Genomic DNA, 22269 nt, shown 5'->3' with positions numbered 1-22269 from the left:
TAGGGCCCGGTTTTCTTCTATCTTTCGCTGTGACAGACTGCGTTATAGTTGCTCCAGAAGCTTCCGCTTGAGCTCCTCTATATCTGTTTCGGTTAGACCGAGCGCATCCTCCAAGTATGAATGGACGCCGCCATATGCTTGTTCCATTTCCTTGAAGGCGGCGGTCAAATACTCAGGCCGAGCTTCCATGACCGCTTGCAGCACGTCGGGGTTCATCAGCCCGAGACTGTCGGCCATCTTAGCTTCCGTCTTCAGGCGCAAGTTAAAGACATTCAGGTACGTATTCGTCAGCATATAATCGTGCATGACCGTCTCCTTCGGCACGCCAATCGCAATGAGAATAAGCGCCGCCATAAGCCCGGTGCGGTCTTTGCCGGCTGTGCAGTGGAAGAGAAGCGGCGCACCGTCCTCCCGAAGCAGAAGCTCGAACACGCTGCGGATACCGGCTGTTGAATGAACGAGCGAACGATTCAAGTCGACGAGCAATTGCCCTGGCTCGCTCGCATTAAAGGCGGACGGTTGCCGGAAGATATCCCGTGTCTGGCGAATGGCGGTTGACCCTGCCGCTTGCATGAGCGGAATGTGATTGCTGTTCACAATCTGCAGAGGCGGAGAAGGCATGGAAGCTGTTTCGTCGCTGTCGCGGAAGTCGCACAACGCGCGCAGATGAAGTGAATCAAGATAGGACACATCGTCTGCTGTCAATTCAGACAGCTCTGCGGACCGGAACAGCCGGCCCCAGCGCACCCTTCGTCCGTCGCTGGCGACATAGCCTCCCAGATCGCGAAAGTTGGAACCCCCTGCAAGCGGCAGCACGCGTTCCCCCACGGTCAGCACCGAGTATCCGCTTTGCATCACATGAATGTAGCAACGTCGTCCAGGCGTAGGATCGTCGATCTCCAGAGCGTTCCCCTCGGTGCCGATGGTACTGGTGATGAAGGAGGCTTGCTCCCGGTTCCAGTCGGGTGAAGGGCTGCTGTACACTTCATACTCGGCATCGGGTCTGCCGTCTGATAAGCGCAGGCTTAGCTTGCCGGGCGCGCTTCCGCGCGTCAGTTCGGCTTGAACGGCTTGTGCAGCGGATCGGGCGGACGGTATGATCGATTCGGATGTGGACATATAAGCATCACTCCTATCTAAGATGTTAGGTCTCCGTGCGGGGGTGAGACGGAACGGAAGCCTGTATGCTGCCTCCATCATACAACATATCAGACGCTCTAGGCGACCGCTTATGCTCAACCGTTACCTTCAAGCCGCTTATCCGAGGTAGCTGCTTCCATTTTGAACCGCTAAAGGGAAGATAGTTCAAAGGCCGTGGATACGGAGGATTCCGCAATTTCCTCGGCTGTCACCTCGCGGCCAAGCGTGCTCGACATATAAATGCCTTCGCTGATAAGCATTGTATCCAACGCCAATTCCGCAGTGGGCAGAAGCGGAACCAATCCGTTCAGCGCAGCCACCCAGTGGCCCTGCGAAGAATCGTATGCCCATTCATGCGGATTGATCAGGTGCCGGCGGCTGTCCATCGCGTCGAGATCGATCGTCGCATTCAAGTCCAAATCGGCTACTGTGCTGTGGTAGGAGAACGAATGAGCCCCTTGGCTCGTGCGGTACGGCATGCGGATACCGCCTTCGGATCCGACGATGCTGCTGCCCTCGAAGCTGCTGAGGTATATCGCCCATGCTTCGACGATATCGAGTGTCAGGCCGCCTTCGAATTTGACGAAGCCAAGACCAAGCTCCTCTACGTCGAATTGGCTCTGCTCGCGGCGGTCCGGGAGCATTTCCATTTCTTGATACGTCTGGCCGCTGATACGTGTTACCTTCGGCAGCCCAAGCAGGTACAACAGCTGGGAAATATGATATACGCCCATATCATACAGGGCTCCGCCCGATGCGGTCGCTTTCTGCGTGAAGGCCTTCGATCCGTACCCGTCGACGAATGGGCGGCCGCGGCGGCGGAAGCCTGTAGATCGGGCGTGATACAGCTTGCCGAGCTTCCCGGCGTCGATTAATGCTTTAGCTGCTTTCGTCTCTTTGGAATAGAGCGTGCCTAATTGGATATGCAGCATGCGGCCGGTTGCGCGGGCTGCTGCCGCCATCGCTGCGCCGTCACGATAGGATCCGGCAATCGGCTTCTCGCAGTAGACGTGCTTCCCTGCTTCCAATGCGGCAATCGTAACCGGAGCATGGAAGTTGTTGTGCAGGCAGACTTCGACAGCCTCGATGTCATCTCGTTGCAGAAGCTTGCGGAAGTCGGTATATACATGGGGCACTTTGTATTGCTCGGCGACGCGCGCTGCTTCTCCTTCATTCACATCGCACACCGCGACAATGTCGACACCTCCGACGTGCGCGTACTCGCTTGCATGGTGCTTGCCAATCTGACCAACGCCAATGAGGGCAATACGTCTTTGTTCCATTTATATTCCTCCTGCTATCCTATCTCTTCCTTATAATCATATTCAGTCTGAAGTATGCTCTGAGTTGTTCTCGTTCTGGCATGCAGCCGCCACATGATGACGAAGTTTGTTCAATGCGCCGCCAACTGCGCTCAACGGATCATTGTCCGCATTGTGCTCAATGGCCCAATATCCATCGTATCCGGCTTGGAGCAAGCTGGATATACGCTCCACTGCGTTCTCCGCTTCAATTAAGCGGTTATCGACGTGCGTGTGGCGAACCCAGCGGCTGACTTGACGATCTGCTTCCATCGCCAGCTGTGCGGCATCTTCCGCTGACGGTTTGCGGTGACCGAATGACACGCCTCTCGTCTGCCAGCGGCCAAGATGGAGCAGAATGCCGTAATGCGGGTGATCGACCGCTTCGGAGATGCGAACGAGCGAGGCCGGTTGCAGGGCGAGGCCGGTGTGATTTTCGGGACCGACCCAGTAACCGCCGTCGGCCGCCCGGTCGGCATATTCACGGTAACGCGCGGCGATGTACGCCAAAGCTTCGTCACTTAGCTGACCGTCACCATGCAGCACGGCATCCAAGCGCACCGATTTCGCTTCCAGTATTTCTGCGGCACGCAGGTAGGAGAGCGCATTTTGATGGAGCGCTTCCCGCACTTCCGGATCGGGGTCCCATAGATGCGCGCTATCTACAGCAATGTTCACCAGCGTCATTTCTCGTTCCTTCAAAGCGTCGCGGATGCGCCGCAGCAGGTCGTCATCAGCAACTCTCCAAAGCGGACGCGAGATATCAGCGAAGAAGGCGTTCCAGAAATCAATGGCGTGAAGCTGGTAACGTGCATGCACCGTGTCTATATAAGAGAAAATATCCATTTTCCCTTCCAAGCGCATGTTGTTGAACGAAAATCCACCTATGGATAACTTCATGATTTTCCTCCTTTGATGCACAGCTACGATTCCCTACGAGCGTAGCAGATAATGGAATCGCGAACAATCCTCTCCTATAGCTGTAATGTCACTGTTTAAATGCCAAGTTTACCCTGCTGCTCTTTCTTACGCCGAATTATGAACTTTTCCGCGATGTCAATATAAGCGCATTCAACTTTAACAGTCGTGTGGACCACTGACTTGCTCTCCTCTAGAGAAAGGGCTGCCAAATAGTCCTTTTTCTTTCTATCCTAACAATTTACAAAATGATCCACATATCCAATATAGAATCGTTTGTTAAGCTCTAAACTGAAGTTATTTACTGGTTACATTATCAGATACCCACTATTGTGGAGCAAAAAGCCCAATGGAGCCTAGTGCCATTCTCTAGCTTCGCCTGTTAGTGGTTTTGGAACGATTGGGGATTAGTGGGTGGTTGGATTTCATGGCTGGTCCAAATCTCTTATAATTCCTTATCTTTAACTCCGAGCTCTTCAAAACATCCGTAGCCCCACGCATGGCACCGCAGTCCCTGTACGATCAAGGAATAGCTAAGAGAGGCACGTCCAAATAAGTCAGTTTAATACTTTCTTTTCACTCGAAGACTTTTTTCTTAACACCAGAAGTTGGACAAGAGAGTGGTGGAGGTGTTAGCAGCGGATCTCATCGAGCAGGGAAAGTTGAGATCGGGATGGGCGGCAAAATCCTTATCGTGTTACTATTCCTGCGTAATGGTTTTCTCCCGTTGTGCGGCTTGGGAAATAGCTCGAAACATAAAAAACGCCCTCTTGGCTTATTGCTAAGCAAGAGGGCTGATAATCTGGAACTTTGTGAAACTTTTGAAACCGTCTACCGTTACACGTATTCTGTGAGAGGTCGGGAGGCTAGCCTCCTCCTACTCGATTATTCAGTTTGGATACAAATTATAGTTTAGTGACATACTTATGTGTTTTCTGGCGTAGAAATCTTTTTGATCAGAGTTGGTGTATGAAATATTAAAACCCCAAATTGCTAAATAGCCTGCAGTAAAAGCTAATTCTCCACTTTCAGTTTTTGTGCTTTTGTGGGTCACTACTCCAGTTCCATTGGCTCTAATTTCTGTAGTAGGGAAAGATCCAGTAGCTGAGATAGCAACTACGTCTCTGTCTTCTACAGTGAAATATCCTGAACTGACAGGGAACATTTTCTTACTTTCTATGCTATTAATTTGTCGGAATGAACCTGAACTATAAACATTCATTTTCACTTCTAATCTAGTTACAGCTGGCCCATCCGTTTGTTCTTCATGAACGGTTACAATGTAAAAATCTCCACTTTTTGCAGCAAAGGTTGAGGAAGTGTCCTTTTCAACTGTTTCTACGTATTTATGTAACAAGTCGCCAGTAGTTTTGTCGAACAATTTAACTTCTGCAGTGTTTGTAGTTTCGCTCCTTACAATTTTTACATTATCGTAGTTCGGAACTTGTACATACATCATTTTCAACCTAACTTTTTGTACCGATCGATCTAATCCTTCTTGTGCAGATGCTACAGAAGAAACAATAAAAGCAATACATAGAAACAGTGCCAAAAAGGGTGCAAATTTTTTTCTCAAAAGAAAATACCTCCCTCATATTCATTATTTTACAATTATATGTTAATCTATGGATGCGCGGAGAGTCAATAAAAACTTATCATTTTGGAGGTGAATTATGGAAAAGAATGATTTTTCTGAACTTCATCAGTTTTTCAATGACATAAGTTCTAGTATCGGAGACGTAGCCAAGGGAACCAGCAATGCTTTATTCGAGGTGCGAGCAGAGCTCAGTAATTTAAGTCAAAATCTAAGCACCACAAATAATTTGCTTATTATACTAATTGTTATTAACACTGTTGCAGTAATATTTAACATTGTTCAAAAAAGAAAAAAATAGAATGTGTCAGCGAGTTCAACGAGTACTGGTAACTCATTGCAAAGTTATGTTGAGCTGTAGGAGAAGTTGTTCCTGATATGCTGAGGCAACCGAGCAGTAGGTGGCATCGGATCCCATTGATGCTGAATCGGTCCGGTTGGAGCAGTTGCTTCCGGAGTCGGCGCTAAAGAACCAGTAGACGTATGAGGGCAGAGGCAGCGAAAGAAAATTGAAGGAAACGGGAGATCTAATTTCATGTGGATCTGCCGTTTTTTTGTATGCATGACTATATTACTTTTTTTAAACCTTGTGCACCAGATCCGGTATATGTCTTTTCCGGAGAAACCAGTCACGAGATATTTGTTCTCCCTTGAACAATACCACACCCAGAAGAAAACCCGCATACTATCGTTGCGGGCTTGGAAGTGCTATTCAATTGTTGTTTCACTGTCGTTTCGTTTCCTGTTTCTTCCTGGTTATAATGATTAAAGAACACGCTTGGCGCCGACATAGGTGCGGCTGGACCAGGACGAAGACAAGCTCGACACGACAACGCGTTGGGCTTTGCCTGATGAAGCATTCAAATACTGATTGTTGCCGATGTAGATGCCGACATGCGTTATGGATTTACCTCCGTCCGCAAAAAAGACCAAATCTCCGGGCTGCAGGCTGCTTACCGATGTGCCCACGGCACGATACATTTCGCGGGAAGTGCGCGGCAGGGATATTCCGTGCTTGCTATATACATAATTAACATAACCGGAGCAATCGAAGCCGCTAGGCGAAGTGCCTCCCCATACATAGGGCACGCCGACGTAACTATTGGCCGTGTTCAGGATGCGATCAGCCTGGCCGCCTGTTTTTGCTTTAGCTGCCTGAGGTTTTTCCAGAGCATTGCGCTCAATGCTTGGAATGTCCTTTAAATAATCTGAATTCCACGTAAAGGCTAAATTGTATTGCTCCATTAAAAAGCGCAGTGGGATATATGTATTGTCTTTATACGCCCATGGCTTGCTTCCCATATCAACGGTTTGTCCGTCAACTTCGGCCTTCGGACTGTCGGTGCGGAACCGAACGGTCTTGCCGCCGTTGGAGAACTCGATCTCAACAACATCTTCGTTAATTGCAGTCCAATTTATCGTATACCCCATTTGATCGGCAAAGCCGCGCAATGGGACGTAAAGGTTCTTATTCTCATCAAGAATTGGAATAATATCAGTAAATTGCAGTGCTTCTCCATTAACGTGAATCGTCACTTGCTTTGCTTCGGCAGCATGTACCGTCGCGCCGAGAGCGTCATCTGCCCACAGCATGCAGCCGAATACTGCGCCTGCCACCAGGACAGTGCGTAATGCGGTTTTCACTGCATCTCCTCCTTCAATGTAAAAAATGTAAGTTGATTACTAATTAATCGACAAAAATAGACTAGCATAATTATTAAAAAGCTGACAATAGTCTCGAAGAATCATTATTACAAAAATGTAACTATTACTTCAATTCATTTTACAGAGCCGGGTTGTTGCGAAATCTTAGTTATCTAGAACATAGAACGGATACTGGGAATGAAAGGGATAGTAATAAAAAACCAGAAATTTGTCGAAAAATATACTGGAAATTTGTTTGTAACCCTTGCTATGTCAGCAGTTGCGAACAAACGAGCCGAGTATGAAAAAGGAGACATTATTTATGCATGTGCTTGTGAAAAGATTGAAACCGCGGCAACAAATTGGGTATGCCGATTCACGCAGCGTCATGATCAATCATGAAGGCGGAGGCAGCGATGATAAAGCTGGATTTAGTTCTTTGGAACTATGGCTGTTCTCTCTCGCTTCAAGTGCAGCAATATCAATGGAGAGCTATGCCGAGGAGAAGGGATGGAACTTGACCTTTCTGCAGATTGAGGTGGAGGATGAGGCGAATGAGGAAGGGTACCTGATGGATCTGAAATTCTATATTACGGCCGAAGGCTTGACGTCCGATCAAAGAGGAGAGATGTTCGGCGCCGTCCGGCAAGAGTGCACGCTGTTGCGCGCCGTGAACCCCGATATAGAGCTGTATTTCGCTGACAGGTTGGTAGAAGACGGGATTGAGCCTGCCGATTAGACGGATATGGTTTGCTTCGGCATAGGGGAAATTATGGATCAAATCCTTGCAATATAATACAATTGAACTGCTAAAAGAACTTATCTGGCAGCATATTGCATCGGAAATGAACCAATTGTGTTGAAGGAGACCAGGGCGGATGAGGACGATATTGGTAGCGGACGACGACGAACATATTCTCGAGCTCATCGGATTATATTTGCGCAACGAAGGATTCCACGTGCTTGAAGCGCGGGACGGATTGGAAGCTATTCATTTAATGGATACGAATCGGGTGGATTTGGTCATTTTAGACATTATGATGCCGTGTATGGACGGATGGGAGCTATGCAGCGAGCTGCGCCGCGGCTACCCTGATTTGCCCTTGCTTATGGTTACTGCGAATGGGGAACCCGGGCAGAAAATCAAAGGGTTCCAGCTCGGCACCGATGATTACATAACGAAGCCGTTCGATCCGATGGAGATTGTCATGCGGGTGAAGGCGCTGCTTCGACGTTATCGGATCGTATATTCGCAAGTTGTCCAGCTCGGCCAGCTGCGGTTGGATCGCAGCAGTTATAAAGTGATCCGGCAGGAAGACGATTCGACTATGACATTGCCGCTGAAAGAATTTGAGCTTCTGTTTAAGCTCGCATGCAGTCCAGGACAAATCTTGACGCGCGAGCAGCTGATTCAAGAAATATGGGGCATGGATTATGAAGGGGACGATCGTACGGTAGACGTACATATTAAGCGCCTCCGAGAACGGTTTTCCGGCTATGCGGAGTCATTCAACATCGTGACCGCCCGCAGTCTTGGCTATCGCTTAGAGGTATACCATGATTAAGACGCTGTATGTCCGGGTCGTGCTCACTTTTATGCTAGCATTGATTGTAGGCATCTTTGCTGCGTTTTCTGTGTCTGGGATGTTGTTTCAAAAAGAGATGGAGGAGGTTGCGTTTCAGGATTTATCGAAACTGGGTCAAGATCTGGTTCGACTTCGTACAGGTATGCCGTTGTCTCAATTTCAGCAATATTTACTCTCGATGCACTCTTTGGATACGTATCAAATGCAACTCTTCGACAGTCGAGGCCGGACTTTGCTGGAGCGCGGCATCAATGGACGCCAGATGCTCCATGTTGAAGCGGATAGGGTTAAACAAGTGTTGACGGGCGAGCAAGTACGCATCATTGCGGATAATGACGATAGCGGTCCGATTATTGGACTCCCTATCGATATTGGCGGAGAACGGCAGGCGCTTTTTTTGCAGATGTCCTTCGGCGGCTCGGACGTCATCGGGCGCTTCATTATCATGGTGCTTATCGTCGTGCTGGCAGTGGGAAGCCTGTGCTTCCTCGTGGCTGCGCGTTATATTGTCCTTCCGGTGAAGAAGATGACCGCGGCTACAAGGAGAATGGCAAAGGGTGATTTTACGACTGAATTGCGCACGAAGAGAAAGGATGAGATCGGAGAATTGGCGGCCAGCTTCAATTATATGGCCAAAGAGTTGAATCAGGTGGAGAAAATGAGGCAAGATTTCGTCTCGAATGTCTCGCATGAGATTCAATCCCCACTGACGTCTATATTCGGCTTCGCCAAGGCGCTCAAAAATAACGTTGTCCCCGAACAGCAGCGTGAACGGTACCTGCAAATCATTATGACGGAGAGCGAACGCTTGTCCCGTGTGAGCGACAATCTGCTGCAGCTCGCTTCCTTGGAGTCAGAACATCACCCTGTTAATATGAGGGCCTATTCGTTAGACGAGCAGCTGCGCAAAGTCATTGTTGCTTGTGAACCGCAGTGGCAAGCCAAATCATTGCAGATGGAGCTTCGGTTCGAAGCAGTCGCCATTATTGCAGATGAAGATATGCTAAGTCTCGTCTGGATGAATCTAATCGGTAATAGTATGAAATTCACTCCAGCTAACGGAACGATTACGATAGCGTTGTCCCGCCAATCTAAAGGAATCGAAGTTGTCATTTCCGACACAGGCATAGGCATACCTGAAGATGACCAGAAGCGGGTGTTCGAACGGTTCTATAAGGTGGATCGGTCACGGCGGCGGGATGGGAACGGAAGCGGCCTCGGCCTGGCGATTGTGAACAAGGTCGTGTCATTGCACAATGGGTCGATTGCGTTGGCAAGCGCGAAAGGCCAAGGAACGAAAGTAACGGTGACCCTGCCGATTATAAAGGGATAGCCAGTCAAACGTGGTCTCATTACTAGTTGTTACCATGCTGCCTCTTCCATATTAACATATAATTTATGCTTTCAATGGCTATAACCGCTTCCCTGCGGTTATGGCCTTTTTCTTGTTCCAGAATTTTCTTTTGTTCATGCTCCGTTCATATTTCCTTGATACGTTATGTTCTAAGCCGGAACCTTGGAACATGAAGCTGTAAAGGAGGAGGCAAGGAGAAAACTATGAATTCGTTGATTCGATTTTCAATGAAAAATGTGGCTGCGGTTCTCATTATCGTAGCGATGCTGTTCGGAGGAGGGGTGTATGCGTCCACGGGCTTGAAAATAGATAACATGCCCGATATTTCCTTCCCGCTTGTCTTAGTGACTGCGCGGTATGCGGCGCCTCCGCAGGACGTGATGGAGGAGGTGACGAAGCCGATTGAGAAAAAAATATCCGGCATGGAGCGCGTGAAGTCGATCTCCTCGACATCCAGCGACCAAATAGCTTCGATCCTCGTGACATTTGAGGAAGGCGTGGATCCGGATCGGAAGAAATCGGATATGGAAAGTTTGATTCAGGAAATTTCACTCCCGGCTGGTATGGATCGCCCTCATGTATCTACGCTCGGCGTTGCATCGATCCCTTCCTATTATTTGGCCATGTATGCGGACGAAGGCATGACGCAGTCTGAACTGGAACAGCACTTCGAGAAGACGATCAAGCCAGGCTTTCAAGCGTTAAGGGGCTTGGATCATATGGATATTATCGGTGCGAGCAGCACGACGCTGAGCATCCGTCTATCGCCGGAGAGGCTCCGCGCATACGGGCTTGCGCCGGTTCAAGTGTCGGAAGCGGTGCGCAGCGCTCTGGCATCCGGTCCTGCAGGAACGGTGGAGCTGGATGGGAACACGCTTCTTGCCCGCATGGACAACGGAATAAGCAGCGTGAAGCAGCTCGAGGATATTCCTTTGCAGACTGCCCAAGGAGGAACGGTTCACCTGGCTGAACTGGGGAGGATCGCCGAGATTACCGAGTCCAAGTTCATGGCAAGGCTGGACGATCAACCAGCCATCGGCATTTTGCTGTATAAGGCAAGCGGCGCGAATGCAGTCGAGTTCTCCAGCGGGGCGGATCGGCTGATGGAACAGTGGAAGTCGGAGCTCGCGGGCGTAACCTTCAAGAAGGTATACAATTACGCAGACCAAGTCAAAGAATCCATCGGGGGACTTGTGCGCGAAGGGCTTGTCGGCGCTTTGCTGGCATCGCTCATGATTCTTGTCTTTCTGAAAAATATGCGGATGACGCTTATCGTGCTCGTGTCTATTCCGCTGTCGGTGCTTATCGCTCTGCTGCTTATGAAATGGATGGACATCTCGCTTAATATTATGACGCTCGGCGGCATGTTTATAGCGATTGGCCGCGTCGTCGACGATAGCATTGTCGTCATCGAAAATATTTATTCGAAGCTGCAGCGGGCTGAAGAGAGGGACGAGTCTGTCATCGCCTTAGCGACCAAGGAAGTGGCGAATGCCATCACGTCATCCACGTTGACGACAGTGGGCGTATTTGCGCCAATCGGCATGATTAGCGGCCCGGCCGGTCAATTGTTCCGCCCCTTCGCCATTACGCTGGCCTGCGCCTTGATGGCATCGCTGCTCGTTGCCTTGACCGTTATCCCGATGCTTGCCAAGCTGATCGTGCTGAAGCAGGCTGACGTCAAGGGGCACGATCAGTCTAAGCCATCGGCTCTTGCGTCCAGTTACCGGCGATTGCTGGAATGGTCTTTGGCTCACCGCTTGAAGACCCTGCTTATATCGGGTCTGCTGTTCATCGTCACGATGGTGGCTATTGTGCCGCAGCTTTCCTTCACCTTTATGCCGGAAGGCAATCCGCCGCGTCAGTTCTTCTTCACGGTGAAGCTGCCTTATGAGAGCTCCTTGAAGACGACGGACTTCATCTTGAAAGAAATGGAGGCAGAGCTGCGTGCGGCACGGGACGGACAAGATCGCCCTCTGTTCACCTTCATCGAAACACTGGTCGGTTATGGCGGCGATCCGAATGCGCTGCCATATATGGCGCAAATATATACGGAAGTAAACGAAGAGGCTGATGTCGATCAGGTAAAGCGGGAATATAAAACGAAGCTTGCCAAGCTCATTCCGGCAGGGTCGGAATTGGATACGATGACTCTGTCAGGAGATGCCGGCTCGTCGCCGGATTTCACCTACGTTCTGTCTGGAGAAGACGCTGCCCAGTTGAGGCAGGCCGCCGCCGTCATCAAGCAGGAAATGAAGAAGTTCCCTGAGCTGTCTGAATTCAAGGACTCATTGAGTGAAGCCGCATCGGAAGTCGTCATTGATGTCGATCCGCGCAAAGCGAATCAATTCGGGCTTACCCCTGCTGTTGTGCAGAACACGCTGCAAACGTGGCTGTTTCAAGACAAAATTGGCGAATACCGGTACGAGGAAGGACTGCTGTCTACCGTAGTCGAAACGGAGGGCGGACTGCAAAACGGCTTACATGCCCTTGGCCTTATTCAACTGAAAACACCGACTCAAGACACGATAGCGGTTGCGGATATCGCGGATATCAAACGGGTGCAAGCGCCTGCCTCCATTAAGCGGGACAATCAAAAGCAAGTCATCAACGTAACCGCAAAAATTACCGGACAGAACAAGGGCGGCATCAGCGCCCAGGTTGCGGCCGGATTGGATCTCGTCGAGCTGCCTGAAGGCGTTGGCCGTTCAGTAACGGGCGTGAGCGCGGACATCGGCGAGAGCTTCAGTCAGCTGTTTGTGGCAATGGGCGCGGCGGTATTCGTCGTGTACTTGATTATGGTGCTGACGTTCGGCAATGCGAGCGCGCCGTTCGCGATTTTGTTCTCCCTGCCGTTTGCGGCTATAGGGGGCGTGCTGGGGCTGTTTTTAACCAATGAATCGATCAATATTACATCGCTCATCGGTTTCATGATGCTTATCGGCATCGTGGTCACGAATGCCATTGTGTATATCGATAAGGCGCAACAGCTGCGCGAAGCGGGATTGGAAGTACGTCCGGCATTGATCGAAGCGGGGCTCTCCCGTCTGCGTCCTATCATCATGACGGCCGGCGCCACGATTATGGCGTTGCTGCCGCTTGCATTCGGGTTCGGCCACGGAACGCTCATTTCGCGGGGGTTGGCGGTTGTCGTTATCGGCGGTCTGACCGTATCTACGCTCTTAACGCTCGTCGTCGTTCCGATCATTTACGATATCATTGCCCGGCGGCAGCGAAGCGGCAAGCGCGTTTCCGGACAACCGGGGAACGATGCGGCGCCGCATGCCGCAGGAAAGGGGATATAACTCATGAATCAAACCTATAGAAGCAGCCGCATCAAAAGAGCGCTTCTCCTGGCGATACTCGCGGGAACGGTTGTTGTCGCCGCCGGATGCTCTCAGCCAGACCAGGCCACTGAGCCGGGAGCCGAGAGCGGGCAGCAGACAGCCATTCCCGAGGTCAAGACGGCGGCCGTGGCTAAGCAGCCGATGGGAGCTCCAGCGGAGGTTGTAGCCGATATTGCTCCATCGATCATGATGGATATCGTCGCGAAGGGAGGGGGCGATGTCGTGTCGGTACAGAAGCGGCGCGGGGAGCAGGTCAGACGCGGGGAAGTGATAGCCCGCACGGATGTAGCCCGCATTGAGTCGCAGAAGCAGCGGGCGGAACAAGCGTTGCAGAGCGCCCAGAAGCTGCTTGCGTCATCACGGGAGACCAAGCGCGCGGACATGGCTGAAGCGCGCTTGTCGATCACGAAGCTGGAAGCCCAAGTCGAGGAACAGACGAAGGCGCTGAACAAGCTGAAAAACGGATATGACGAAGGCACGGTGGAAAAAACGGCCGTCGAACAGGCGGAGGTGCAGCTTAAAAATACCAACCTTGATTTGCAAGTGCTGAAAATAAAGCTGGATACAGCGGAGAGCGTTCAGTCCGAAGTGACAGCGGAAGATCAAATTGCGGCGGCGCAGTATCAGTTGAAAGAGGCGAATCTCGCGCTGGAAGAAGCGGAAATAAAATCGCCTGCCGATGGCATATTGACGGAATGGGAAGCCCTCTCCGGGATGAATGTGGCTCCCGGGACGAAGCTAGGCCGCGTCGCCAACATCCGCACGGTGCGTGTTCAGGCGAAGCTGGCCGAAGATATGCTCCCGCTCGTGCACGGTAAAAAGACGTTGGATTTTTATGTATCCGGCAGCCGGGAGAAAATCTTTAAGGGAACAATCACCTATTTGTCATCCGTCATGGATATGGATACGCGAACATATGCCATCGAGCTGAAGGCGGATAATTCCAAGCTTGAACTGAAGCCGGGAATGAAGGTTCAGCTAAGCCTGGCGGGAGAGAAAGAGCGCGAGGTTCCTGTCGTGCCGGCGAACGCAGTCGTGCGCGACGAGGGAGCAACATTCGTCTTTATATATAAAGACGGTGCCGCAGTGAAGCGTCCTGTCAGACTGGGGCCGTTGGAGGAAGCTCTATATGCGGTGACGGACGGATTGCGGGAAGGAGAATCCATCATAGTATCAGGCCAGCATCAACTGCAGGATAAGCAGCAGGTGCGGCTTGCGCAGTAAAGGAGATGGCGATCAATGAATAAAAAAATGATTCAAGTGACGGCAGTTGCTGTGCTGCTTGGAATCTACGCCGGCACGATTCCAGTCCATGCGCGCCAGCCTATGGATGACGGGCGAGTGACAGCCTATTCCGTTAAGCCAGCTTTGCAGCCTGATGAGGCTATGCAAGTCAGTCAGGTAAACTCGCTCCATGATGCCAATAAGATTAGCAACGCTGACAAAACCATTGCAGTCAACAAAGGAAATAACGTTAAAAAGGTTAATGCGGTTAATAAAGCTAATTCCAAGCACAAAGTTAATGCAGCTAATAAAGCTAACGCTAACGCCGCCAACAATGTTAATGCAACTAATGAAAAAAGCGGCGCAAATACCGCCAATCCGCCCAAGCCAATACAAACGTTGGTGCCGGATGCAACGGAATACATGAAGGCCAAATTCGGATTGAACATCGAATTGGCCGATGTCATTAACAGCGATACGACTGAGGGACGGCAGGTTGCCGCTGTTATCAAGCTAAAGAACGATTCGGGCAAACGGCTTCGCCTGCCTAACTATGAGCTGTTCGTGCAGATGGACAATAGGGCGGAGTATGCCATGGAGCCCAGCTCGAACAATGTGCGCGTAATGTCGCAGGGCGAAGTCGCCGAATGGCGTTGGATGAGCCATGTGGTGGCTGAGGAAACGGCCGCTCCAATCCGCTTCATATGGAAGGAAGTCAACCGTGAAGTGTATCCGAAAAAGGAAACGGCCGTCGCTACAATGCATATGCCGCAGCAGGCATGGGAGAACGACTACACGCCGATAACCGATCCCCGGATGATTAAGGACTGGGGCCAGCCTTTCCAACTCAGAGCATTGTCTGATGCGTCGATGCTTGTCTACACGCCGATAAGCATCGTCAAGAGCTCGGGCAAGCCGGAGCAGGCGGCGGAACGCGGCAAAGAAAAGCTGGAGTCCGTCCATGTCGTCACGTTCCGCGTAGAGAACCGGAACAACATACGGGAAAGCGTGCCGGACTTTAAGCTGACTGCTTGGTCTAACAACGTCCTCTATTACAGCAAGAAGCTGGGCAAGGTTCCCGAATCGCTCATGCCGGGGGAAGGCACGACCCTCCGGTTTGCGGTCGAGACGGGACCGCGGACGGAGCTGACCGGCTTGCAGTTGATGACGCCTGAATCGTTCCAGCCGCCGGGAGCGGCCGATGCGTCGCAAGCGGTCACGTATCAAGTGGGGCGTCTCTTTATTAACATTCCGAAGCAAGCGTCAAGCCAAGTGACACCGACTGACTACAAGCTGCGGGAGCCGATGAAGTTCGGAGCCGGGGTCGATTTATTCCCAGAAGGCTTGAACGTATCGATCGAAGAGGAAACGATGCTCGAGAACAAGGAGGCGGGCTTCAAGGCCTTGCTGCTTCGCTTCAAGCTTGAAAACAAGAGCGGATCCGCCGTGGTGCTGCCATCGTTCCATGCTGAATTGGAGAATAAGGACGGAGCCCGATTCGGCGGAGAACGTATCGGATCGAAGACAGACAAGAAGTCGCTCATCCCGAATGCGGCCGTAGTCGAATCGCATCTGTTCGTTCTGCCGGATGGGGGGAAGGAGCAAGAGTTGTTGCTGCATATCGTTGACAACCGTGAAGAGAAGGAATATCCATTCGTTGTTGATACGTTTCGCTTCAAGACGAGTCCTGATTATACAGGCGACTTGTTGTTCGACATGTACCCGTTCCGCTTGAAGATCAACGATTGGGAGGGCAAATGGCTTCGGGACGGAAATTCGATAATGGAATCGACGTCATACGGATTGAAGCTGAAGCTCAATATCGAACGTGCTCAACAGGTAATGGCCGATCCGAGCTTGTCCAAAATAAAGCTGGAGCTGACGGATCATGGCGGGCGCATGCTCGGATCGAAGCTGTTCTCGCTCGTCGAGGAGCCTCGTCTGGCTGAGGGAGAGCAGAACATCATTTTCGAGAATATTGATATGATAACGGTAAGATATCCGGTCATCGTCAACTTCTATGAAATGCTTGATACGCCTTACGGGCCGGTGAAACGCTTCTTGGGCAGAGTCGTTCGGAATTGATGCATCGCAGATGGCAGTGAAGCAATAGCGCACGAATGGGGCAGAGGGACCCGGCCCGTTATCGGCTTTCTCCTTTAAAAAAGATAGCGGACGGGACCAAGTGCATACCAAAACAGCAGCCTATACCGATTGCCGGTACGGGCTGCTGTTTTTTGTTATCTCTGTGCTCATACGGCTTGAGCGTACAGGCGAATTCGTCCTGGCGCGCATCACCTTGCTTGCGCAATTTCTGTCAAGTCGCACACCGGCCAGAACTGGCTTCCTCTTCAGAAAGAAATAATTAATATTTAATATATTGATTATGATATTATAGGTGTATAGTCCAGTCTAGTAAACGAGTGGCACATTTTCGATTTGAAAATTTGGGTCTGGCACCATTTGGTTCTCCTTCTCCATGCAAACGTTTGATAAAGTAAATAAGAAGAATGAAGAATAAGCCCAAGTCTGCAGAAAACCTAATAGATATGTTTCCCTTGGAAACATTTTCGTTAACTTTAAGATGGAGGTAAGCGCCATCATGTTCAAAGCGTTCAAACAAATTTATCAAAAACACTTTAAGAAAAAGCTGTTCAATAAATTGATTGCCGTCTACTCCTTTATCGCGGTCGCTTCTTTGCTTACCGTATCCGTATTTGCCTATCAGTACTTTGCGCGCAATGATATTAATACCGCTCTGCTGGAGCAGCAGCGTACCGTGGACAACATGAATCGCTTTCTGGATCAGAAGTACGATATGGCGCAGGCGATAACCCAGCAGATGTTCCAGGATAATATGCTCATACGCGATACGGTTTATTTGCTTGAGCAAGGATACGAGCAATACATTCGTTACCGCCTCGATACGTATAGTTCGAGCAACGTGTTTTTTACCCGCAATTTACAGGATTTTTATGTCCTGCAATTTTGGAAGGATCCCGACTTGCAGAACATTAGCTTGATCAGCCCCGCGAAGCAGTTTGCCCTGATGTACAGCGCGCAGGCGTTAAGCGGCAAGATGTACGATTGGAGCAAGGATCCCGGATTGAATGAACAGTGGCGGCGCGAGCGCTACGGTTTTCAGAATCCTTCCTATATGAGTAAAAAGGCGAAGCAGGAGGGAACGGAATCCACACAGGGCAATCGCGGTCAGGAGCCGGCGAAAGATATGGACGGATCGCGGGATATGTCGTTATTCACGGTGACGACCCGCATCAGCAGTCCGGAAACGTTGCTGACGGCTGGCCATATATCGATAGATTTCAATGCCAAAGGGATTGCGCGCCAGATCGGTTCTTCCATTAAAGGAGAGCAATGGCTTGTCCTGAATCAGAAAGGCGAGATCGTGTATCCCGCCGAGGCGGCCTATGATGGGCAAGTATGGCCGAACTATGAGAAGCTGGCTTCTGTAGACCGCAATAAGTCGCAAGCGGTTGATCTGGAAGGTCAAAAATCCTACGTCATCGTATCCAAGACGAACAAGCTTGGGTTAACGGTAGTGGGGGCTTTGCCGCAAGCTGCGATTACGGATCATTTATCCGGAATCAGAAATACGATTGGCATCGTTACCGTTCTATGCATCGTCACCGTATTGATGCTGACTTATTTTTCGGTGCTCCATCTATCCCGCCGCACGCAGACGATTGTCAAGGCGATGAAGAAAGTGCAGGACGGCAATTTGAATGCGCGTCTGCCTGTAGATAGAGAAGACGAGCTGGGACTGATTTCAGAAAGCTTCAATAAGATGTGTGAAGATTTGAAGCAATATATCAACCGCTTTTATAAATCGGAATTGAAGCAGAAGCATGCGGAGCTCATCGCGCTGCAAGCCCAGATTAAGCCTCATTTTTTATTCAATACATTGGAAGTGATCCGGATGCGCGCCATCTCGCAAGGCGTGCATGATGTGGGAGAGATGATCTACAGCCTTGCTTCGATGTTCAGGCATATGGTTAAAGATAAAACCGTCATTACCGTCAATGAAGAAATCGAGAACTGCCGCAGATACTTGGAATTGACCCGGATTCGGTACCGGGATAAACTGCAGTACACGATCAATATGGACGAAAGACTGGGCGGTTATAATATTATGAAACTGTCGGTGCAGCCGATTATCGAAAATTATTTGGTGCACGGCATTGGCCTCGAGCGGACCGACAATCACATTTTAATTGAAGTGATGCAGTCGGAAGGGAAACTCGTCATCCGCATCTCCGATAACGGAAAGGGAATCGAACCGGAACGTCTCAAGCAAATTCAGCAAGAATTGAACGAAGCCCAGATACAGGATCATGGGTCGCTCGGCTTGAAAAATATACAGGAACGTCTCAGAATCTTGTATGGCGAATCTTATGGTTTGACCATTGACAGCGTATTGAACCTAGGCACGATAGTTACCATTCGCGTGCCGCTTAAGTAATGGAGTGGACTAGGGTTGGGGGGATAAAACGATGTATGATGTGTTCTTAGTCGACGATGAACCGTTTATTATTGATGGTTTGCAATCGATTTTAGAATGGAACGATTACGGGCTTCGCATTGTCGGTCAAGCTGAAAATGGTGAAGCTGCATGGGACATCTTGAAGGATCAGCCCGTCGATTTGGTCGTTACCGACATTATGATGCCGAAGATGACCGGACTTCAATTGATACAAAAAGTAAAACAGGTTCATCCGCACACCAGATTTATCATACTAAGCGGCTATAACGAATTTGTATATGTAAAGGAAGGCATCAAGCTGGGAGTAGAGAATTATCTGCTCAAGCCAATTAATATTGAAGAGTTTCGATCGACCTTGGAAAATACAGTGCAAAAATTAGACCAATCCCGTATGCACCATATGGCTGAACAGCATAACCGCGACATTTTGCGTGATAATGTGCTGTACCGCTGGCTGCGCGATCATATTCATTTGGAAGAACTGCAGCAGCGTGCCGATATGCTGGATATTCAGTTCAAGCACCCATGCTATATGGTCGTATTGGTTCGGCCCGAGGTTCACATGGACAACGAATTGGACTATGCGAAGCAGGATGCGGTTGCCAAGGAGGCCAAGGAGCTTCTCGCTTCGCTCTCTGGAGGCTTCTGTGTCCGGGAGTGGGATGGCGAGACAGCCATTGTATTCGGCCTGTGCCAGCCTGCAGACAAGCAGGCGATTGTGGAGAAGCTGCGCCAGTGGAAAAAGGAAGCGGAGCACAGATTGATGACACCGCTGCAAGTGACGATCGGCAGCGTGCAGGACGGATACTCCAATGCGTCGCTGAGCTTCGCACACGCGAAGCAGGTGCAGCCGTATCATCTCGTCCGGCTCGATGACGATGTCGTCGATTGCGATGAGATCGCAAGCTACCGCTCGTCGCGCCCGGCTGCCGTTCAACCGGAGACGGAACCCTATGTGAAGTTATTGTATGCTCGTGATCGGCAGGGAATCGCCGCGCAGCTGCAGCAGGATTTCGATCAGTTATCCGTGACGGAAGGGGCGGCCCCGCGCGACATTCGCAATTTTGCGGTCGAGCTCCTTATTGCATGGAAGCAATCGATGAAGGATTCTGCCATTCTGCAGCTGGATGATGAGCAGGATTGGTTCGATGACGTGTATCATATTCAGACGCTGGACGCATTGAAGGAGCATGTCATGCAGGTGGCCAGACGCATGATTGAGCGGCTGGCTGAACCGGAAGATATGAGTCCGGTCGTGAAGCAGGTGCTGAATGACATTCATGACCGCTACGCGGAGGAATTGTCACTGAAGACACTAAGCCAGATTTATAACATTAATCCGGTCTACCTAGGTCAATTGTTCCAAAAAGAAGTGCAATCCACCTTCTCCGATTATTTGAATAAGACAAGGATTAAAAAAGCGAAAGAAATGTTGGTCGAAACGAACTTTCGCATGACTGATATTGCGGCGAAAGTCGGATATTGGGACAAAAGTTACTTTTACAAACAATTTAAAAAGTATGTGGGCATTTCTCCTAAAGAATACCGTGAAATCCACTGGAAGACAGACTGAATTGGGATGAAAACCATAACAGGAAAGGGCATCCACATCGGAACGGCGCAATAGTTCCGGCGTGAAAGCCCTTTCTTTATTTTGTACACCAAATCTAAAGTTTGTTTACTGTTGAAAACGTATTAATTGGGTTACGCTAAATGTACAACATAAGCAACGGGGGATGATCGGATGCAATTCATCAAGAATGCCTTATCGAACCTAAACCGCAATCGGATCTTTCTTCTCATGGTTCTGCCAGGAGCCTTGTGGTTTTTGTTCTTCTCCTACCTGCCGATGTTCGGAACTGTGATCGCTTTCAAGGACTATCGTTTTAGCAGAGAAGGTTTCCTTGCCAGCTTGCAGCAGAGCGAATGGGTAGGATTTAAAAATTTCGAATATCTCTTTAGTACGAATGACGCCTATGTCATTACACGAAATACGATTTTGTACAACTTGGTGTTTATCGTGCTCGGGCTCGTATGTGCCGTGGCGATGGCCATTATTTTGAGTGAAATCGTTAACAAACGATTGGCCAAAGTATATCAAACAGGGATGTTCCTGCCTCACTTCTTATCTTGGGTTATCGTCGGATACTTTACGTTCAGCTTCCTGAGCGTGGACAAAGGGGTTATGAACCAATTCCTGGCTTGGATGGGTAAAGAACCGTTATCTTGGTATTCAGAGACGACGTACTGGCCTTACATTTTGGTGTTTTTGAACCTATGGAAAGGGATCGGTTATTCCAGCGTCGTGTACTTGGCGGCTATTGTAGGTATCGACAAGACGTATTATGAAGCCGCGATGATTGACGGAGCAAGCAAATGGCAGCAAATCCGCCACATTACGATTCCATCGATTACGCCGCTTATCACTATCTTGACTTTGCTTGCGGTTGGCCGGATTTTCTATGCTGACTTCGGTCTGTTCTATCAAATTCCGCGCGATTCGGGTCCGTTGTACGGGGTTACGAACGTTATCGACACTTACGTATACCGTGGTCTGAAGGCGACAGGCGAAATTTCGATGAGTACGGCTGCGGGTCTGTATCAATCGATCGTCGGTTTCATTCTCGTCATGACCTCGAACTGGATTGTACGAAAATTCAACAAAGAAAATGCGCTGTTCTAGGATAGGGGGGAATGACATTGCGTAAGAAAAAACATCGGGACGTTCATGATTTACCGAAAGGCATGAATATCCTGTTCAACATTATTGCCGGTGGTTTTGCTTTCCTATGTGTGTATCCGTTCCTGTTCGTTATTGTCATCTCGTTGACAGACGAATCATCGCTGGCGACAAAAGGGTATAGCATATTCCCGGATAAATGGAGCTTCTCAGCTTACGAATATATCTTCAAAGCAGGGGATCAATTGCTTCGTTCCTACGGAGTAACGATATTTATTACGATTCTCGGAACGGTTGTCAGCTTGGCCATGATTGCATTGTACGCCTATGCGATCTCACGCAAAAACTTTACGTATCGGGGATTTTTCTCCTTCATCGCATTTTTTACGATGTTGTTCAACGGCGGTCTCGTACCGACATATATGGTGGTTACGCAAGTATTGGGCTTAAAGGATTCCATTTGGGCATTGATTCTTCCGCTCGTCATGAACGCGTTCTATGTGCTCATCATGCGGACGTTCTATAGCACGACTGTTCCGGATGCCATTATTGAATCCGCGAAAATAGACGGAGCCGGCGAGCTGCGGGCGTTCTTCAAAATCGTGCTTCCGATTTCCTTGCCGGGGATCGCCACGATCGGGCTGTTCGCGACACTCGGCTTCTGGAACGACTGGTTCAACGCCTTGCTCTACATTGACAATCCGGCACTTGTTCCGCTGCAGTCGATGCTGATGCGGATCGAGAACAGCATGCAGTTCCTGCTCAGCAACGCGCAGCTAAGCTCTTCGGGTCAATCGCTTGAATTGCTCCGCTCGTTGCCGCAAGAAGCGACGCGCATGGCGCTCGTCGTATTGGCTACCGTACCGATTGCTTGTGCGTATCCGTTCTTCCAACGCTACTTCGTACAAGGGTTAACGATTGGTGCCGTTAAAGAGTAACACGTTCTTACCATCTTGATTATTCCCGGAAGGCGGCTTCCG

Annotated in this window: 16 protein-coding genes; 11 read left to right on the top strand and 5 right to left on the bottom strand. The window is 49.9% G+C overall.

All coding sequences use genetic code 11. From position 1 onward, the window contains the following. Positions 1 to 42 precede the first annotated feature (42 nt). From JSQ80_RS09165 to JSQ80_RS09150, 4 genes are all read right to left on the bottom strand, one after another. Positions 43 to 1119 carry a tyrosine-protein phosphatase gene (locus JSQ80_RS09165; RefSeq protein WP_206095084.1) on the bottom strand — a complete coding sequence of 359 codons (1077 nt, stop codon included), beginning with the start codon at positions 1117 to 1119 and terminating at the stop codon, positions 43 to 45. 170 nt (positions 1120 to 1289) lie between these two features. Beyond that, on the bottom strand, positions 1290 to 2423 hold the full coding sequence (locus JSQ80_RS09160; protein ID WP_206095083.1) for a Gfo/Idh/MocA family protein: 1134 nt from the start codon (positions 2421 to 2423) through the stop codon (positions 1290 to 1292). Between the two features lie 42 nt (positions 2424 to 2465). Beyond that, a complete protein-coding gene (locus JSQ80_RS09155) occupies positions 2466 to 3341 on the bottom strand; it encodes a sugar phosphate isomerase/epimerase family protein (protein WP_206095082.1) in 876 nt (291 codons plus the stop codon). Between the two features lie 907 nt (positions 3342 to 4248). Further along, the gene (locus tag JSQ80_RS09150; protein WP_206095081.1) at positions 4249 to 4935 is read right to left on the bottom strand and encodes a hypothetical protein; all 687 of its coding nucleotides are present in this window, start codon (positions 4933 to 4935) and stop codon (positions 4249 to 4251) included. A 97-nt stretch (positions 4936 to 5032) separates the two neighbouring features. Here JSQ80_RS09150 and JSQ80_RS09145 point away from each other — a divergent pair, with 97 nt between their 5' ends. Beyond that, positions 5033 to 5254 (top strand): hypothetical protein, encoded by a 222-nt coding sequence (locus JSQ80_RS09145; RefSeq protein WP_206095080.1) that lies wholly within the window; start codon positions 5033 to 5035, stop codon positions 5252 to 5254. Between the two features lie 464 nt (positions 5255 to 5718). On the opposite strand, the gene JSQ80_RS09140 is transcribed toward JSQ80_RS09145, so the two are convergent. Next, positions 5719 to 6597, bottom strand: a complete 879-nt coding sequence (locus tag JSQ80_RS09140) for an NlpC/P60 family protein (protein WP_206095079.1) — start codon at positions 6595 to 6597, stop codon at positions 5719 to 5721. A 322-nt stretch (positions 6598 to 6919) separates the two neighbouring features. Here JSQ80_RS09140 and JSQ80_RS09135 point away from each other — a divergent pair, with 322 nt between their 5' ends. From JSQ80_RS09135 to JSQ80_RS09090, 10 genes are all read left to right on the top strand, one after another. Beyond that, positions 6920 to 7336: an OsmC family protein gene (locus JSQ80_RS09135; RefSeq protein ID WP_206095078.1), complete on the top strand. Its 417-nt coding sequence runs from the start codon at positions 6920 to 6922 to the stop codon at positions 7334 to 7336. A gap of 139 nt (positions 7337 to 7475) precedes the next feature. Beyond that, on the top strand, positions 7476 to 8162 hold the full coding sequence (locus JSQ80_RS09130) for a response regulator transcription factor (RefSeq protein WP_087433899.1): 687 nt from the start codon (positions 7476 to 7478) through the stop codon (positions 8160 to 8162). Further along, positions 8155 to 9516, top strand: coding sequence for a sensor histidine kinase (locus JSQ80_RS09125; RefSeq protein ID WP_087433900.1), 1362 nt, complete (start codon positions 8155 to 8157; stop codon positions 9514 to 9516). Before JSQ80_RS09130 ends, JSQ80_RS09125 begins: the two co-directional genes overlap by 8 nt. Positions 9517 to 9740: 224 nt before the next feature. Next, complete coding sequence (locus JSQ80_RS09120; protein WP_206095077.1) at positions 9741 to 12842, top strand: efflux RND transporter permease subunit; 3102 nt, start codon at positions 9741 to 9743, stop codon at positions 12840 to 12842. Positions 12843 to 12845: 3 nt separating this feature from the next. Further along, positions 12846 to 14108, top strand: a complete 1263-nt coding sequence (locus JSQ80_RS09115) for an efflux RND transporter periplasmic adaptor subunit (RefSeq protein ID WP_206095076.1) — start codon at positions 12846 to 12848, stop codon at positions 14106 to 14108. A 15-nt stretch (positions 14109 to 14123) separates the two neighbouring features. Then, the gene (locus JSQ80_RS09110; RefSeq protein WP_206095075.1) at positions 14124 to 16193 is read left to right on the top strand and encodes a hypothetical protein; all 2070 of its coding nucleotides are present in this window, start codon (positions 14124 to 14126) and stop codon (positions 16191 to 16193) included. A gap of 517 nt (positions 16194 to 16710) precedes the next feature. Then, entirely contained in the window at positions 16711 to 18588 is a 1878-nt protein-coding gene (locus tag JSQ80_RS09105; RefSeq protein ID WP_206095074.1) for a sensor histidine kinase, read from the top strand. 31 nt (positions 18589 to 18619) lie between these two features. Further along, positions 18620 to 20182, top strand: a complete 1563-nt coding sequence (locus JSQ80_RS09100) for a response regulator transcription factor (RefSeq protein ID WP_206095073.1) — start codon at positions 18620 to 18622, stop codon at positions 20180 to 20182. A 171-nt stretch (positions 20183 to 20353) separates the two neighbouring features. Beyond that, complete coding sequence (locus JSQ80_RS09095) at positions 20354 to 21292, top strand: ABC transporter permease (RefSeq protein WP_087433905.1); 939 nt, start codon at positions 20354 to 20356, stop codon at positions 21290 to 21292. Between the two features lie 11 nt (positions 21293 to 21303). After that, the gene (locus JSQ80_RS09090; protein ID WP_026011015.1) at positions 21304 to 22227 is read left to right on the top strand and encodes a carbohydrate ABC transporter permease; all 924 of its coding nucleotides are present in this window, start codon (positions 21304 to 21306) and stop codon (positions 22225 to 22227) included. Positions 22228 to 22269 lie beyond the last annotated feature (42 nt).

This window comes from Paenibacillus apiarius (genome assembly GCF_017052585.1).
In the GTDB taxonomy this organism is placed as follows: Bacteria; Bacillota; Bacilli; order Paenibacillales; family Paenibacillaceae; genus Paenibacillus_B; species Paenibacillus_B apiarius.
Note: the sequence above shows the minus strand (reverse complement) of the source record. Positions and strands in the feature narration are given on the sequence as shown.